This is a genomic window from Mariniflexile gromovii (assembly GCF_017814435.1).
GTDB lineage: Bacteria > Bacteroidota > Bacteroidia > Flavobacteriales > Flavobacteriaceae > Mariniflexile > Mariniflexile gromovii.
In genome coordinates this window covers 1-14,622 of sequence record NZ_JAGJCB010000008.1, presented here as the reverse complement: position 1 = coordinate 14,622, position 14,622 = coordinate 1, and the positions used below count along the sequence as shown (strand labels likewise).

Genomic DNA, 14,622 nt, shown 5'->3' with positions numbered 1-14,622 from the left:
ATTTATAGGGCGCATCCCTTTGGGTCGGGCTATCCATTCCAAGTCCTCGCTCCCCCGAAGTATCGGGGTCGCTGTGGGCTTTCCATTTCTATCCCTTGCGCGCTTGTTCGCAGCTATAGCTTATCGAGCAATTTTTAGTTACAATAGCTCAGGGCAAATGGCTGTAAAACAATCAAAAAAACGTTACTTTGTAATATGATTAAAAAAGACATAAAAACCCGAGAAGATGTGTATTTATTAGTGTCTTCATTTTATAAAAAAGTGAGGAAAGATGCTGTTTTAGGCCCTTTTTTTAACGATGTTATTAAAGATTGGGACGCGCATTTAGAAAACTTGACCACATTTTGGGAAGCCAGTTTGTTTTTAAAAACCAAATATTTGGGCAATCCATTGGAAGCGCATGTAAAAGTGGATAAAGAAAACAATAACAGTATTACCGAAATGCATTTTGGCTTGTGGTTAAACCTATGGTTCCAAACAATTGACGAGCTTTTTGAAGGCGACTACGCCAACAACGCTAAACAGCGCGCCCGCAAAATGGGTACTTTTCTGTATTTAAAAATTTTTGAAGCAAGGCAGGGTTAGTTTTCAGTCACAGTCACAGTTTCAGTTGCAACTTAGTTTTATTGTTCAAAAATCAAAAATCGTTAATCGTCATTCTTAAATTATTATATCCTCCGTCTTCGGTCTTCAGTCCTTTTCAGCCCCCAATTTTAAAACTCCGTGAACCTTTAAAGCCTTGTCACTTTTCAACTCTAAATCTTAGAAGCTTTTTCACAAACTTTAACACATTAAAATAAACTTAAATACTTAAATTTGCACGACCTCAAAAAAGGGTTCACATCATGCAGAATAAACTCACCAAAATTCTTTTTTCAACACGTCTTACCGGTATTTTATTTATAGTATTTGCAGCAGCTATGGCTACAGGTACGTTTTTAGATGCAGGACAAAATACATCGCCAACACCATACACCAGAAATTTAATTTATAACGCATGGTGGTTCGAAGCTATTATGGTGTTTTTTGTCATCAATTTCGTGGGCAATATTTTTAGATACCAGCTGCATAAAAAAGAAAAGTGGGCTACTTTAGTATTGCATTTAGCATTTATACTTATTCTATTAGGGGCTTTTATCACCCGTTACATCAGTTTTGAAGGCATGATGGCCATTCGCGAAGGCGCAACCGAAAACACCTTTCTTTCACAAAAAACATACATAACCACCTATATTGATGGTGACTATAAAATTGATGGTGTGCCACAACGTTTGCCCATTGAAAAAGAAGTTGATTTTTCAGGACGCATGGAAAACGATTTTAAAATTGAAACGAAATACCACGAACAACCTGTAACGATTGAATTGGAAAAGTTTATAGTGGGGGCCGAAGAAGATATTATTCCTGATGAAAAAGGCCATGAGTATTTAAAAATAGTTGAAGCAGGTGGCGGAGGCGCACATAACCACTTTTTAAAGGTAGGCGAGGTGCAAAGTATTCATAACGTGTTGTTTGCATTGAATAAACCAACCGATGGCGCCATCAATATCACATATCAAAATGATGAGCTTACCATCCAATCGCCTTTTGAAGGTGAGTATATGGTCATGGCAACTATGGCACAAGGTACTTTGGTAAAAGATAGTTTACAGCCATTAATGTTGCGTTCGCGCTATGTAATTGGCGATATGCAAATGGTGTTTCCAAAACCCGTTGTTAAAGGTGTTTTTGATATTGTTCAAAAATCCCAAATTTTAAAGAATGATGAGGACGGCGTGGTGTTAAAAGTCACTACAAATGGCGAAACCCAACGTGTTGGTTTGTTGGGAGGAAAAGGCATGAATAAAGCTTTTAAACAAATACAAATTGGCGGATTGGATATGGCTTTTAAATATGGTTCAAAAGTGCTGGAATTGCCTTTTGCCATAAAATTAAATGATTTTGAAGCAGAGCGTTACCCAGGAACCGAAAAAGGATATTCAGCCTATTCAAGTCAAGTTACGGTTGTTGATGAAGAAAAAGGTAGCTTCGACTATAAAATTTTCATGAATAATATATTAGACCATCGCGGGTATCGTTTTTTTCAATCGAGTTTTGATCCCGATGAAAAAGGAACCGTTCTATCTGTAAACCACGATTATTGGGGTTCTTTAATCACGTACATTGGTTATTTTTTATTGTATTTTGGGATGATGGCTATCTTGTTTATAAAAGGCTCTCGTTTTAAAGATTTAGAAAGTCAATTGAAAAAGATAAAAGCAAAAAAAGTAAAATTATTAGGTGTTTTGATATTGTGTTTTGGTTTGAATTCCTTTGCGCAAACACATTCTGAAAATGACGGGCATAACCATAATAACAAACCTACCAAGGCGCAAATAGATTCGGTTTTAGCAGCTAATATCACTCCAAAAGAGCATGCCGATGCCTTTGGGCATTTGGTAATTCAAGATTTAAGCGGACGCATGATGCCAGTGAACACTTATGCCTCTGAAATGCTTCGTAAATTAAGCAAGCATGATGAATATGAAGGTTTTGATGCCAACCAAGTATTTTTATCCATGCAAGAAAGCCCAATGCTTTGGTATAACGTTCCTATTATATATTTAGCCGCTAAAAAAGCAGATACCATCAGGCATCTTATTCAAGTAGATTCCAAAGAAAAATATGTAACGCTTGCCGATTTCTTTACTGAAAGGGGCGAATACAAATTAACGCCATTTTTGGATGATGCTTATAAAGCTTTGGCACCTAACGGATATCAAAAGGAAATTAAAGAAGCCGACCAACGTGTTAATTTATTATACAACACCATTGAAGGTGCTTCATTAAAAATATTCCCGATTCCAAATGATGAAAATAACAAATGGATTTCTGCCAATGAATTCAAACATGGCGATTATAAAGTACAAGATTCGCTTTATGCAAACTTTATAAGAAATGGTTTCAGAATGTATTTGTACACATTGAATGCTGCAAAACAGTCTGGCGACTTTTCTGATGCTACCAAATTATTGGATGCTTTCAAAAAAACACAGCATCAACATGGTGGAGAAGTAATGTTATCCGATAAAAAAATTAACACGGAGGTTCTATACAACAAATACGATATTTTCAAAAAGCTTTTCAGTTGGTATTTATACGCAGGAAGTTTGCTGTTTGTATTATTGATTGTTCAAATTTTTAAAGAAAAAAGCAAAGCTTTAAATGTTAGCATTACGGTTTTTAAGTTCGTTATTTTAGGACTGTTTATTTTACATACTTTGGGGCTTATTACACGTTGGTACATTTCGGGACATGCACCCTGGAGTGATGCTTATGAGTCGATGATTTATGTAGCTTGGGCCACCATGTTTTTCGGGTTGGCTTTTGGAAGAAAAAGCGATTTAACCATAGCATCTACAGCCTTTGTTACCGCCATGCTTTTAATGATTGCCCATTGGAATTGGATGGATCCCGCTATTGCCAACTTACAGCCCGTTTTAAATAGTTATTGGTTAATGATTCACGTAGCGGTAATTGTGGCAAGTTACGGACCGTTTACATTAGGAATGATTCTAGGACTTGTATCATTAATGTTGATGATTTTTACAACTGAAAAGAATAAAAGTAAAATGGATTTGAACATTAAAGAACTTACCATTATAAACGAAATGTCGTTAACCGTAGGTTTAGTAATGCTTACCATAGGAAACTTTTTAGGAGGTATGTGGGCGAATGAAAGTTGGGGACGTTATTGGGGTTGGGACCCTAAAGAAACTTGGGCGCTAATTAGTATTATGGTGTATGCCTTTGTAATTCACATGCGATTAATTCCCGGACTTCGAAGCCGTTGGTTTTTTAACCTTATGACTATTGTTGCTTTCTCAAGTATCATATTTACCTATTTTGGCGTTAATTTTTACCTTTCAGGGTTACATTCCTATCAATCGGGGCAACAAATTGCAAGCTTCAATATCATAGCCATAACGGTTGGTATAGTGGCGTTGATAGGTGCTTTTGCATACCGTGGTTACGTTAAGTTTTATAAAAAGTAATTTCTCATGGCTAAAACGGGCAGAGATAAAAACACAAAAAACAAAGCGAAGCATTCTAAGTTAATGGTTCAAAAGAAGAACAAGAAAAAGACTGAAGAGCAACTTAGAAAGGAACGTTTAAAAGCTATCATTCAAAAGGCAAATCAGGAAAAGAAGGATTTAGGGTAAAGGTATTTGTAATGTTTTTTAATGGTGTTCGACCAAAACAGGAACATTTTAAAACCAACATTATGAAAATCGTTTACATTTTATTATTAGCTGCATTCTCTCTTCAATCTTGTTCTAGTTCAGATACCCCAATGATGGAGGACGAAATGCAAATGGAAGAAGATGATATGATGAACACTTCAGCTTTTGAAGGTGATTTTGTTTCAAGTGCCCACCCAACTTCAGGAAAAGCTTCTGTTAATACGGAGAAAACTATTTTATCGTTAACAAATTTTAAAACCGATAGTGGTCCTTCATTAGAAATATATTTGGCGACAAATACTTCTGGTTCAGATTATATAACATTAGGTGCTATAAAAGGGGTTGACGGCAACTATAATTATGCCTTACCTGCAAATGTAGATTTAACTAAATACAACCATGTTATAGTTTGGTGTGTGCCTTTCTCGGTAAATTTTGGGTATGCGGTATTAAAGTAATTATGTATTTACTTTTCCATTAAATAAAAATCTTGGGTAGTATAACCATTACTAAAAGTTAAATGATAATGGTCAATTAGTTTCCAGCCATTAGCACTGAGGTAATTTAAAGCGTCTATTCTACGGGTAAATGTTTTTAATATATTGTTTTCGGTTTCTGCATATGGATAATTACTATAATTAGCCCAACTCGATTTGAGGTACTCATGTTTATTATTAAAGGCTGTTTTAGGATCTACTCTCTCGTCAAATATAAGTTCACAGTACTGCTTTGTAGAAGTTTGAGTTGCATCTTTAGTGTTGAATGACCATAGAGAGATGCAAAGAACTAAGATAACAATTGCTGATATAGGGATGCTTATTGAATGTTTTGTTTTCATGATTTGTGCTTTAAGTTTTATTTACCATTCCAACTCAAACGTAAGTTTTATTTCCGTTTTGTCACGATATGGTAACTGTATGATCATTTCATGATTAAATCTGCCTTTTTTAGCGAATTTTCCTTTTAGATTTTTAGCTGTCCACTCCGTATAGTATGTGGTTGATGTTCCGTTAATAATTCCTCCCAGATTTCCAAAAACACTCAATAATTGCTTTAAATTATCAACTTGTATATAGGCTCCATGTGTATCAAATGCCTGTTGTTTAAGTAATTTAGATTTGCTTAATAAACATATATTGTATAGGGGTATTTCATTTTCAAGCGATGTAGCAATTGTATTTTCATATGCTGCTTTTCCTCCAGCTACACCATCTGTAAAAGATACCAAAGCTTTAATTTTTGTTGGTGCATACTTATTTAAATATTTTGAAGTAGAATCTTGAGCTTTGAACAAAGGACTGCTTCCAGAGGCTTTTGTTGCTTCAAGTTCTTTTATCTGTTTTTTAAAAAGAAAGGTGTCTTTTACAAAACCGTCACTATATGATTGAAATGCATTACCCCTTAATCCAAAAGACCATAGCATTAAATAATTGTCTTGTCCAAAGTTTTCATTGAATATATTAGTTGCAACAAACCTTTTTTTATCGCGGTCATTACTTGTCATACTACCACTTTGATCTAAAAGTAATATGGCAGAAAATGGTTCTTTTGTTTTTTTGCTCTTTTTGTTAAACTGTTTTTGTTCAAAGAAAACAGAAGGTCGTTTTAAACTGTCAATACGTACGTCTTTCCTTTTAAGTCTATCTTCACTGTGTTTGGAATCCCTAAAAACTACAAAACGAATGGCAAAACGTATTTCTTCATTGTCTTGACTTATAATTTTAGTATCTAATACAGCTATGGAGGGTTTAGAGCCATCATTTTCTACTATTACTTTGTTGCAACACTTATTAAAAAGGAACAATAAAATTATTACTATAATAAGAACTAAGGTAGCATACAAAATATATTTACTTTTCTTTTTTTTCAAAATAGTTAATTTTTAATTTCATTAAATGTGTTATTTATAATTCTATATGTTGCAGTTCCTTTTATGGAAGGACAGCACATGGCATCATCGTCATCATAAGATAATGTCTCAAACCAAAATAAACCTTCATTGTCTATGGATTTAAACCAAATTTGTCGCCAATTTTTCCCACCGATATTTGCGTTTATAATAGGTGCGATTTTGGTGTCTTTAATGTTTCCAATTAAAAAATTCAACCCCCAAGTATTGGTTCCTGGAAATAATATTATTGAATATTCAAAAATAACTTCTTCAATTCCATCATTATTGATATCAAAAAAAAGTACATTGTTTAATCTGTCAAGGTCTAATTTTCCTTCTTTGGCTAATAGAAAATTTTTGAAAGCTAAAACCGCTTTTAACTGTTTTTCTGTTGTGATTTCTATTCTGTCATTAATTGAAAGTTCTATATTTTTTAATGTTTCAGTTATTTCATTACGGGTAGTGTCTTCCACAATTTCTTTTGCATCCTGCTTTTGAATATTGTTAACATGTATAGTGACCGAATCGATATCCGTTGATATTTGTCGAGGCTCACTTATTGGTTTTTTACATCCAAAAAGTAGAACAATATTAATGAATAGAATGATATGGTTTTTCATTAGAAAATCAATTACTATTAGTTGGTTTAAATTGCATTTATCCTACTGTAATGTTATTGTTTCACTTTTATAGTTGAAGGTGAATTGATATTTAATTATTTGATAAACAATATATTATATTAATATTTTTTACAGAGTTAACAACCTACACACGACATCATAAATCCGCCCATAAAAAAGACAACCCCAGCAAACATCATTGCATACTTTAGATAGACTTTAATGGCATCTTTCGGTGTCATTTCGCTAAGTTTTTTATCCCCTGTTTTTGATTTGTATCCGAAATAGAATAGCAGCCCACCGATGATAATAAATAATAGTCCCATAATTTTTTAATTTTTAGTGTTAATGATTATTATTTTAAAATTATTCTTTACAATATTTGCCAATAAACCCGCCGCCATCTAAACAGCCGTTTTCGGTAATGGTTAGTATTTGGTTTTCACCTGCATTATCAATTTTCACTTTCTTGCCTTCTTTGGTGTAAGTGGCTTCGGTTGTTGTTCCCAAAAAAGTAAGCTCTACTTTATCGTTAGAGACAAAGGTTAATTTTTCGAAAAAAGCACCTTCTTGCCCAACGTAAGTTCCTGAAAGACCACTTTCAAAACACCCGAAGAAGATGAATGGAATAATCAGTATTATAGATTTGTACAATAGTTTCATAATTATTGTATTAAGAATTTTAATTTGAATTTTCCATTTTTAATGATGTGTGTAACCGTGTTATAATCGGAGTTTGAAACTAGAGCTGCATTAAAATTTCCAGCTATATAGGTTTCGTTTATCTCGGTTACATTTACATTGGCATAAGCTACACTACTTATATTAGGTGCTGCCGATGTATATCCCTCACTAGATGTGCCATGACTTATGATAGCTCCTGAAACATATTTACCAGGAATTAATTCACCTGTATAATTACCTGTACTTATTTTAGCTGTGTCGTAGAGATAAATCAATAAAGCATTATTAGAATATGCCCCAGACATGCCAACACCGTATAATCCTATAGATGGGCTATCATAATTGTATGCCGATATGCTAGTGGTATATTCAATTTTATTGTCATTTATTTCATATGAGATGTAATATTCACCGTTATGAAGTTCATTATCATTATCGTTTCCATCACTAGAACAAGATGCCAGTATTATGTTAAAAATTAGGAAAAGTTGAAGTTTGATATTTTTCATTTTTTTAAGTTTTCTGGATTAATAGCTATATATAAAACTACATCTACATACTTTTAAAAACTACATACACTTATTTTCTGCCACGGTTCACTTATTTTTTGATTCAAAAAGTTAAATTGTATTTTAAAAAAACTTATTTTTAAAAAACAATTCTTACAGTTTTGATTAATAGCATAATTAAATTGTAATTATGAAAAGGCTTCTACCAACCGTAATGTTGCTATTTCTTTCTGTTTTTGTATGTGCGCAGCAAAAGGAGATTGATTCTTTAAACGAATTATTGAAAAAGCATAAAGAACTAGATACTATCAGGTTAAATATATTGAACAGTTTATCGTATCATTATGAATCTGTTAATACTGAACACGGTTTAGTCGTATCGGACCAAGCCATAGCATTAGCCCAAAAACTTAACTATAAAGAGCAGTTAGCTAGAGCTTATATAAATAAGGCTAACAATTATATTTCTGCAGGTAAAGATTCTTTAGCTTTAAAATTATATTACAAGACGTTAGATATTTTTAATTCTAAAAACAGTTTAGAAGGAAGCGCCAAGGTTTTTTATGGCATTGCAAGAATTCACCAAAATTGGGCAGATTATAATACAGCGATTTTATATTACAATAAAGGTTTTCAAATTTTTGAATTAAAGCAAGATAATTTGAAAATGGCTAAAATGCTAAACGGTATAGGTATTTGTCAGATGTATTCGAATGAATATTCAAAAGCTATTGAAACTTTTATAAAAGCGTTACGTTATTATGAAACTGAAAATTATACAGAAACTACAGAATATGGTATTGTGCTAACCAATATTGGTATTATTTATAACCGTATGGGAAATAAATTAAACCTAGCTTTAAAGTATAATGAACAGGCGGTAGAAGTTCTTAAAAAAACTGGTTATAAAATAGGATTATCAAATTCGCTTAATAATTTAGCCAATACATACGATAATTTGAAGCAGCCACTTAAAGCTATTGAGTTACAGCAAGAATCATATAATATATGCAAAGAGGTTGGTTATAAAGCAGGAATGGCAAGTGCACTTACCAATATAGGGATTGCCTATACATCAGTTCCAGATAACGAAAAAGCTATTCATTATTTAAAACAAGCATTACCTATTTACAATGAACTGGGTAATAAGTATAACCTCAGTATTGTTGAGTATTATTTAGGGGAAACTTTTTTAGAAATGCCATCTTCAAAAAGTAATTTACTGAAAGCTGAGTACCATTTAATGCAAGCATATAAAATTTCAAAAGAAACAGGGAATTTACAAATTCAAGCAGATGCCAATAACACACTTTCAAAATTATTTGGTTTAAGAGGAGATTATAAAAATGCATTAGAATTTAAAACCGTGGCAACTGTTTTAAAAGATAGTATGGCATCCCAAGACCTAAAAGACGAAATAACCAGATTAGAAGTTAAGTACGAATACGATAAAAAAGCAGATTTAGTTAAGGCTGAACATGATAAAAACCAAGCACTAGCAAATGCAGAAATTGAACGCCAAAAGTTAATAAAAAAAGGCTCAATAATAAGCGGTGTGGTTTTATTTTTATTGGCCATTTCAGGATTGTTCTTATATAAAAGAAAACGCGATGCCGTAACCCAAAAGCAAGAAGCAGAGTTTAATACCAAAGTGGCGAATACCGAACTTAAGGCGTTGCGGGCGCAAATGAATCCACATTTTATATTCAATTCACTAAATTCTGTGAACGATTATATTTCAAAAAACGATGTAGAATCTGCCAGCACGTATTTAACTAAGTTTGCCAAAATAATGCGGCAGACTTTAGAAAACTCTAATCAAAATGAAATTTCTTTAGAAGACGATTTAAAGGTTTTAGACTTATACCTTCAGATTGAAAGTATGCGTTTAAAAAACAAATTCACCTACAAAATTAAGGTAGATGATGCTATTGATACAGAAAACACTCTGGTACCACCACTTATTTTACAACCTTTTATAGAAAATAGTATTTGGCATGGTATATCAAAAAAAGAGTCGGAAGGTCATATAGATATTGGTATCAAAAAGGAAGGTAATATGCTTGTATGTACCGTAGATGATAATGGGGTAGGAAGAACACTAAATGCTGCTACTGGTTCTACTGAAAACAAGTCGTTAGGGATTAGTATTACCAAAAGCCGCATCGATATTCTAAACAAGAAAAAGAACACCAACGGCGATGTGAAAATGATAGACAAAGAACAAGGTGTTCGTGTAGAGGTTATGCTTCCATTACAATTAGCGTTTTAATATGATTACAGCCATTATAATTGACGACGAGCAACATTGTACAGATAGAATTAAAAACCTATTGAAACCGTATAAGGATACCATCACACTAATCGGTGATTTTTCTACGGTAGACTCAGGCATCAAAGGCATTGAAAACTTAAAGCCAGATGTTGTTTTCTTAGATGTACAAATACATGATAGAACAGGTTTTGATGTTTTAAAATCTGTAAACCATCATGCTTTTGAAGTTATTTTTACCACTGCTTTTGAAGCTTTTGCGATACAAGCCTTTAAGTTTAGTGCTGTAGATTATCTTTTAAAACCTATTGATGAAGATGATTTTAAATTGGCAATTGATAAACTGAATTCTAAAATTGAAGCCAAGGATTTTTCAAAAAAAGTAGATGCTTTATTGAATAACATTTCAAAAACCGATGTTCATAAAAAAATAACCATTCCAACAGTTGAGGGCTTGGAGTTTTTAGAAGTTTCAGATATTATCAGATGTGAAGCCGATGTAAATTACACCACCATATTCACTAAAGATGCTAAAAAAATCTTAGTTTCAAAAACCTTAAAATCTTTTGAAGCCTTACTTGCCAATTGCAACTTTTTTAGGGTACACAATTCGCACTTAATAAATTTAGATTACATAAAAAAATACACCAAAGGTAAAGGTGGTTATGTAACATTAATTGACAACTCAACCATAGAGGTTTCAACGCGCAGAAAAGATGATTTTTTAAAAGCTATTGGTTAAACCAGGTGTTTTATATTGTTGAAGTTAATTTCTTCAAACTTTTTAATCACTAAATCGGCTTTACTATAATCTTGGTTTTTAGAATGAAAACTATCAAAACCTACACAAAAAACACCTGCACCTTTTGCAGCTTCAATACCGTTGGTTGAATCTTCTATAACAATACATTCATGAGCATGAAATCCGGATGCTTTTACAGCATTGATAAAAATTTCAGGATGTGGTTTTGATTCTTTTAAATCGGCGCCACTCAATTTTGCTACAAAGTATTGGTTTAAATCAAACCGATCAAATATTTGGTTAATGCTCGTCATAGCTGCCGATGAACCTAAAACCAATTTTAAACCATTGCAGTGGTAATCCTTTATCAAATCTTCAACACCATCAATAAGTGATAAATCGGAATTAGTTTCAAAAAATCGTTTATAGTGTTTTCGTTTTAATGAAACCAGATGTTCTGGAGATTCAGCAAGATTAAAAATAGCGCATAAACGTTTGCAAATATTAAGTGTAGATTGCCCTGTAAACGACTCGTAAAGTTCGCTGGAAACAGAAATGTTAACCTCGTTAAACATGTCATGATAGGCTTTGTGGTGCATAGGTTCACTATCTATGATAACCCCATCCATATCAAAAATAACAGCTTTTAACATAAAAAAATTTTTTTGCGAAGATATATTAATAGAAAGTAACTGCCTAAAAATCTATTTTGTAGTTATAAATAAATTTTTCATATTTGCTGTACTATGATTGTATAAGTAATAATATTCAAGAGTCTATCGCAACTTCTAGCGATAAAAGGAAGGTAAATACCTAAGGTGTTTATCTATGTTTTATTATTAAAAGTTTTTCAAATGCAATCAAATAAAATTTCTTTAAAACAATTCTTTCAATATTTTAAGATAGCAGTTACCGGTAAAGAACAGGAGTTTACATCTGGAAGTATTCGTCGTGCTGTATTCATGCTTGCCATTCCCATGATTTTGGAAATGCTCATGGAATCCATTTTTGCTTTGGTTGATATTTTGTATGTATCTAAAGTGAGTGTAAATGCGGTGGCAACCATAGGTTTAACGGAATCTGTTATTACATTGGTGTATGCCGTAGCTATAGGCTTAAGTATGGCGGCAACAGCTGTAGTGGCAAGACGGGTAGGGGAAAACGATTTGGATGGAGCATCAAAAGCGGCGGTGCAGGTTATTTTTCTTGGAATATTTGTAGCATTTATTATTAGTGTGATAGGTATAATGTATCCCAAGGAAATTTTAGCTCTTATGGGAGCTGAACCCGATTTAATAGCCGAAGGTTATGGGTATACCCAAATACTTTTGGGAGGGAACGTAACCATTATGTTATTGTTTTTAATTAACGCTATTTTTAGAGGTGCTGGTAATGCATCAGTGGCTATGTGGACACTTATTTTGTCCAATGGCATTAATATTGTTTTAGATCCCATATTTATTTTTGGTTTCGGACCCGTTCCTGCTTATGGGTTAGAAGGTGCTGCTATTGCAACTACTATTGGTCGTGGTATTGGGGTATTATTTCAGTTGGCAGTTTTGTTTTATGGGTTTAGTAAGATAAAAATTGGGTTTAAAGATTTAGTCTTACGAATTGAGGTGATGCTGAATTTAATCAAGGTATCGTTGGGTGGCATTGGTCAGTTTTTAATTGGTACTTCTAGTTGGGTGTTTTTAATGCGAATCATGAGTGAATTTGGCAGTGAAGTATTGGCAGGCTATACCATTGCCATTCGGGTTATGATGTTTACTTTAATGCCAGCTTGGGGTATGAGTAATGCCGCTGCAACGTTAGTGGGTCAAAATTTAGGAGCTCAAAAACCAGACCGCGCAGAGCAATCTGTATGGAAAACAGGAAAGTACTGTGCAATTTTTATGGCAGGGGTTTCTTTAATTTACTTGGTGTTTGCAAATCAAATCATCATCCTATTTAATACCACGCCCGATGTTGTTAAATATGGTAGTCTATGTTTACGTGTTTTAGCTTCGGGTTACATTTTTTATGGCTATGGTATGGTAGTAATTAATGCTTTTAATGGCGCGGGAGATACTAAAACACCAACCTATATAAATTTTGTGTGTTTCTGGTTATTGCAATTGCCTTTTGCATATTTTATGGCACTGACTTTAAATTTTGGTCCTTCGGGTGTGTTTTGGGCCATTACCTTAGCTGAAGTTTTAATTGCTATTATAGCCATTGTTTGGTTTAAAAAAGGAAATTGGAAAACCGTGAAAGTGTGATTAAAAGGTTGTAAATTGGAGCATAAAAAATTCAGTTATCAAAAACAATTCTAATTTTCATTCTAAAAACAAGCATAAGTCTGGTTACGATATCGTTGCTTTATGTGAAGCTTATCCTGATTTGTCATCTTATGTATTCGAAAATTCTTTTACAACCAAAACTATAGATTTTGCAAACCCTAAGGCAGTTAAAACACTAAATACGGCTTTGTTGATAAAACACTATGGTATTAATTTTTGGGAATTTCCTGAAACCAATTTATGTCCACCCATTCCAGGAAGGGTAGATTATATTCATCATCTTTCAGACTTGTTTGATGCTTCAAAAATAACCGGGGATATTTCAGTTTTAGATATAGGCACCGGGGCAAGTTGTATTTATCCCATTTTAGGATATGCCGAATATCAATGGAAATTCACAGGTGTAGATATTGATAAAAACTCATCAGAGCATGCACAGCAAATTATAACTAAAAATGGACTGACCAATTCCATTTCTTTAGTACATCAAAAAGATAAAGCATTCATTTTCAAAGATGTTTTAAATAGTTCCGATAAGTTTTCAGCAGCCATGTGTAATCCGCCTTTTTACAAATCGGAAGAAGAAGCTTTCAATGCTACAACCAGAAAGCTTCAGGGGGTGAAGAGTTTAAAAACTGAAGTGGTTCGGAATTTTTCAGGAACACATAATGAATTGATTTATAAAGGCGGCGAAAAGGCTTTTCTTCATAATTATTTATATGAAAGCTCTTTATTTAAGAAACAGTGCTTTTGGTTTACAACCTTAGTTTCTAAAAAAGAATTGGTAAAAGGCATGCATGCGTCATTAAAAAAGTTAGGGGCAACAGAAATTAAAACCATTAATATGGGGCAAGGAAACAAACTGTCTCGAATAGTGGCTTGGACTTTTTTAACCCAAGATGAGCAGAAAAAATGGGTGCATACCGTTTGATTTTCTTTGAATAAAAGAGACTGTCTGAAAAGTGTATTATAGTTACTTTGTCAAGTTGATTTCTATGATAAAACCAAATTATTTTTATAAATAGTTTGGTTTTTTATTACAGCAAAAATACGGTGAATGATTTTATTTCTCACGGCGTTTAACACAGACATTTTATTTTTGCCCTCACTTACTTTTCTACGGTAATAATTGCCCAAATCATTTTTAAGCCTTATAGCACTCAAAGCCCCTAAATGCAGAATGCATTTAATTGATTTATCAGCATAGAATGACACTTTTGGTTTTCTGTAAATCGAGCTTCCCGATTGGTGCTCAAAAGGGACTACCCCAGAGAAACAGGCCATTTTTCTTGGTTCTGTTATTTTGGTAAACCCTTCGGTTTTAGCTAGCATATACCAAGATAGAACCTTACCAACACCTGGAACACTCTTTATGAGTTTTGATTGTTCTTTAAGACTT

The 14,622-nt window shown here is 33.2% G+C and carries 16 protein-coding genes; 8 read left to right on the top strand and 8 right to left on the bottom strand.

From position 1 onward, the window contains the following. The first annotated feature begins 195 nt into the window (after positions 1 to 195). From J8H85_RS09680 to J8H85_RS09665, 4 genes are all read left to right on the top strand, one after another. A complete protein-coding gene (locus J8H85_RS09680) occupies positions 196 to 585 on the top strand; it encodes a group III truncated hemoglobin (RefSeq protein WP_209654998.1) in 390 nt (129 codons plus the stop codon). A gap of 260 nt (positions 586 to 845) precedes the next feature. Next, on the top strand, positions 846 to 4,034 hold the full coding sequence (gene ccsA, locus J8H85_RS09675) for a cytochrome c biogenesis protein CcsA (RefSeq protein WP_209654997.1): 3,189 nt from the start codon (positions 846 to 848) through the stop codon (positions 4,032 to 4,034). 6 nt (positions 4,035 to 4,040) lie between these two features. After that, complete coding sequence (locus tag J8H85_RS09670) at positions 4,041 to 4,202, top strand: hypothetical protein (RefSeq protein ID WP_209654996.1); 162 nt, start codon at positions 4,041 to 4,043, stop codon at positions 4,200 to 4,202. A 62-nt stretch (positions 4,203 to 4,264) separates the two neighbouring features. Continuing rightward, complete coding sequence (locus tag J8H85_RS09665; protein ID WP_209654995.1) at positions 4,265 to 4,681, top strand: DM13 domain-containing protein; 417 nt, start codon at positions 4,265 to 4,267, stop codon at positions 4,679 to 4,681. Positions 4,682 to 4,689: 8 nt separating this feature from the next. Here the strand turns inward: J8H85_RS09665 and J8H85_RS09660 are convergent, their stop codons facing one another. The 6 genes from J8H85_RS09660 to J8H85_RS09635 form a co-directional block, all read right to left on the bottom strand. Then, complete coding sequence (locus tag J8H85_RS09660) at positions 4,690 to 5,061, bottom strand: hypothetical protein (RefSeq protein ID WP_209654994.1); 372 nt, start codon at positions 5,059 to 5,061, stop codon at positions 4,690 to 4,692. Between the two features lie 21 nt (positions 5,062 to 5,082). Further along, complete coding sequence (locus J8H85_RS09655) at positions 5,083 to 6,093, bottom strand: vWA domain-containing protein (protein ID WP_209654993.1); 1,011 nt, start codon at positions 6,091 to 6,093, stop codon at positions 5,083 to 5,085. Between the two features lie 5 nt (positions 6,094 to 6,098). Then, entirely contained in the window at positions 6,099 to 6,734 is a 636-nt protein-coding gene (locus J8H85_RS09650) for a hypothetical protein (RefSeq protein WP_209654992.1), read from the bottom strand. A gap of 137 nt (positions 6,735 to 6,871) precedes the next feature. Continuing rightward, entirely contained in the window at positions 6,872 to 7,060 is a 189-nt protein-coding gene (locus tag J8H85_RS09645; protein ID WP_209654991.1) for a hypothetical protein, read from the bottom strand. Between the two features lie 40 nt (positions 7,061 to 7,100). Continuing rightward, positions 7,101 to 7,397 (bottom strand): hypothetical protein, encoded by a 297-nt coding sequence (locus tag J8H85_RS09640; RefSeq protein ID WP_209654990.1) that lies wholly within the window; start codon positions 7,395 to 7,397, stop codon positions 7,101 to 7,103. Between the two features lie 2 nt (positions 7,398 to 7,399). Beyond that, positions 7,400 to 7,927 carry a hypothetical protein gene (locus J8H85_RS09635; RefSeq protein WP_209654989.1) on the bottom strand — a complete coding sequence of 176 codons (528 nt, stop codon included), beginning with the start codon at positions 7,925 to 7,927 and terminating at the stop codon, positions 7,400 to 7,402. 190 nt (positions 7,928 to 8,117) lie between these two features. On the opposite strand from J8H85_RS09635, the gene J8H85_RS09630 reads away from it, so the two are divergent. Both J8H85_RS09630 and J8H85_RS09625 read left to right on the top strand, forming a co-directional pair. After that, positions 8,118 to 10,199 carry a tetratricopeptide repeat protein gene (locus J8H85_RS09630; RefSeq protein WP_209654988.1) on the top strand — a complete coding sequence of 694 codons (2,082 nt, stop codon included), beginning with the start codon at positions 8,118 to 8,120 and terminating at the stop codon, positions 10,197 to 10,199. Between the two features lies 1 nt (position 10,200). Continuing rightward, on the top strand, positions 10,201 to 10,941 hold the full coding sequence (locus J8H85_RS09625) for a LytR/AlgR family response regulator transcription factor (RefSeq protein ID WP_209654987.1): 741 nt from the start codon (positions 10,201 to 10,203) through the stop codon (positions 10,939 to 10,941). Here the strand turns inward: J8H85_RS09625 and J8H85_RS09620 are convergent. After that, a complete protein-coding gene (locus tag J8H85_RS09620) occupies positions 10,938 to 11,594 on the bottom strand; it encodes an HAD family hydrolase (RefSeq protein WP_209654986.1) in 657 nt (218 codons plus the stop codon). The two genes, J8H85_RS09625 and J8H85_RS09620, sit on opposite strands and share 4 nt — an antisense overlap. Positions 11,595 to 11,795: 201 nt before the next feature. Between J8H85_RS09620 and J8H85_RS09615 the strand changes: the two genes are divergently transcribed. After that, positions 11,796 to 13,202: an MATE family efflux transporter gene (locus J8H85_RS09615; RefSeq protein ID WP_209654985.1), complete on the top strand. Its 1,407-nt coding sequence runs from the start codon at positions 11,796 to 11,798 to the stop codon at positions 13,200 to 13,202. Between the two features lie 22 nt (positions 13,203 to 13,224). Next, complete coding sequence (gene rlmF, locus J8H85_RS09610) at positions 13,225 to 14,154, top strand: 23S rRNA (adenine(1618)-N(6))-methyltransferase RlmF (protein ID WP_317194996.1); 930 nt, start codon at positions 13,225 to 13,227, stop codon at positions 14,152 to 14,154. Positions 14,155 to 14,216: 62 nt separating this feature from the next. On the opposite strand, the gene J8H85_RS09605 is transcribed toward rlmF, so the two are convergent. Next, positions 14,217 to 14,622 (bottom strand): transposase (locus J8H85_RS09605; RefSeq protein ID WP_209654984.1); only part of this gene is annotated, 406 nt, incomplete at its 5' end.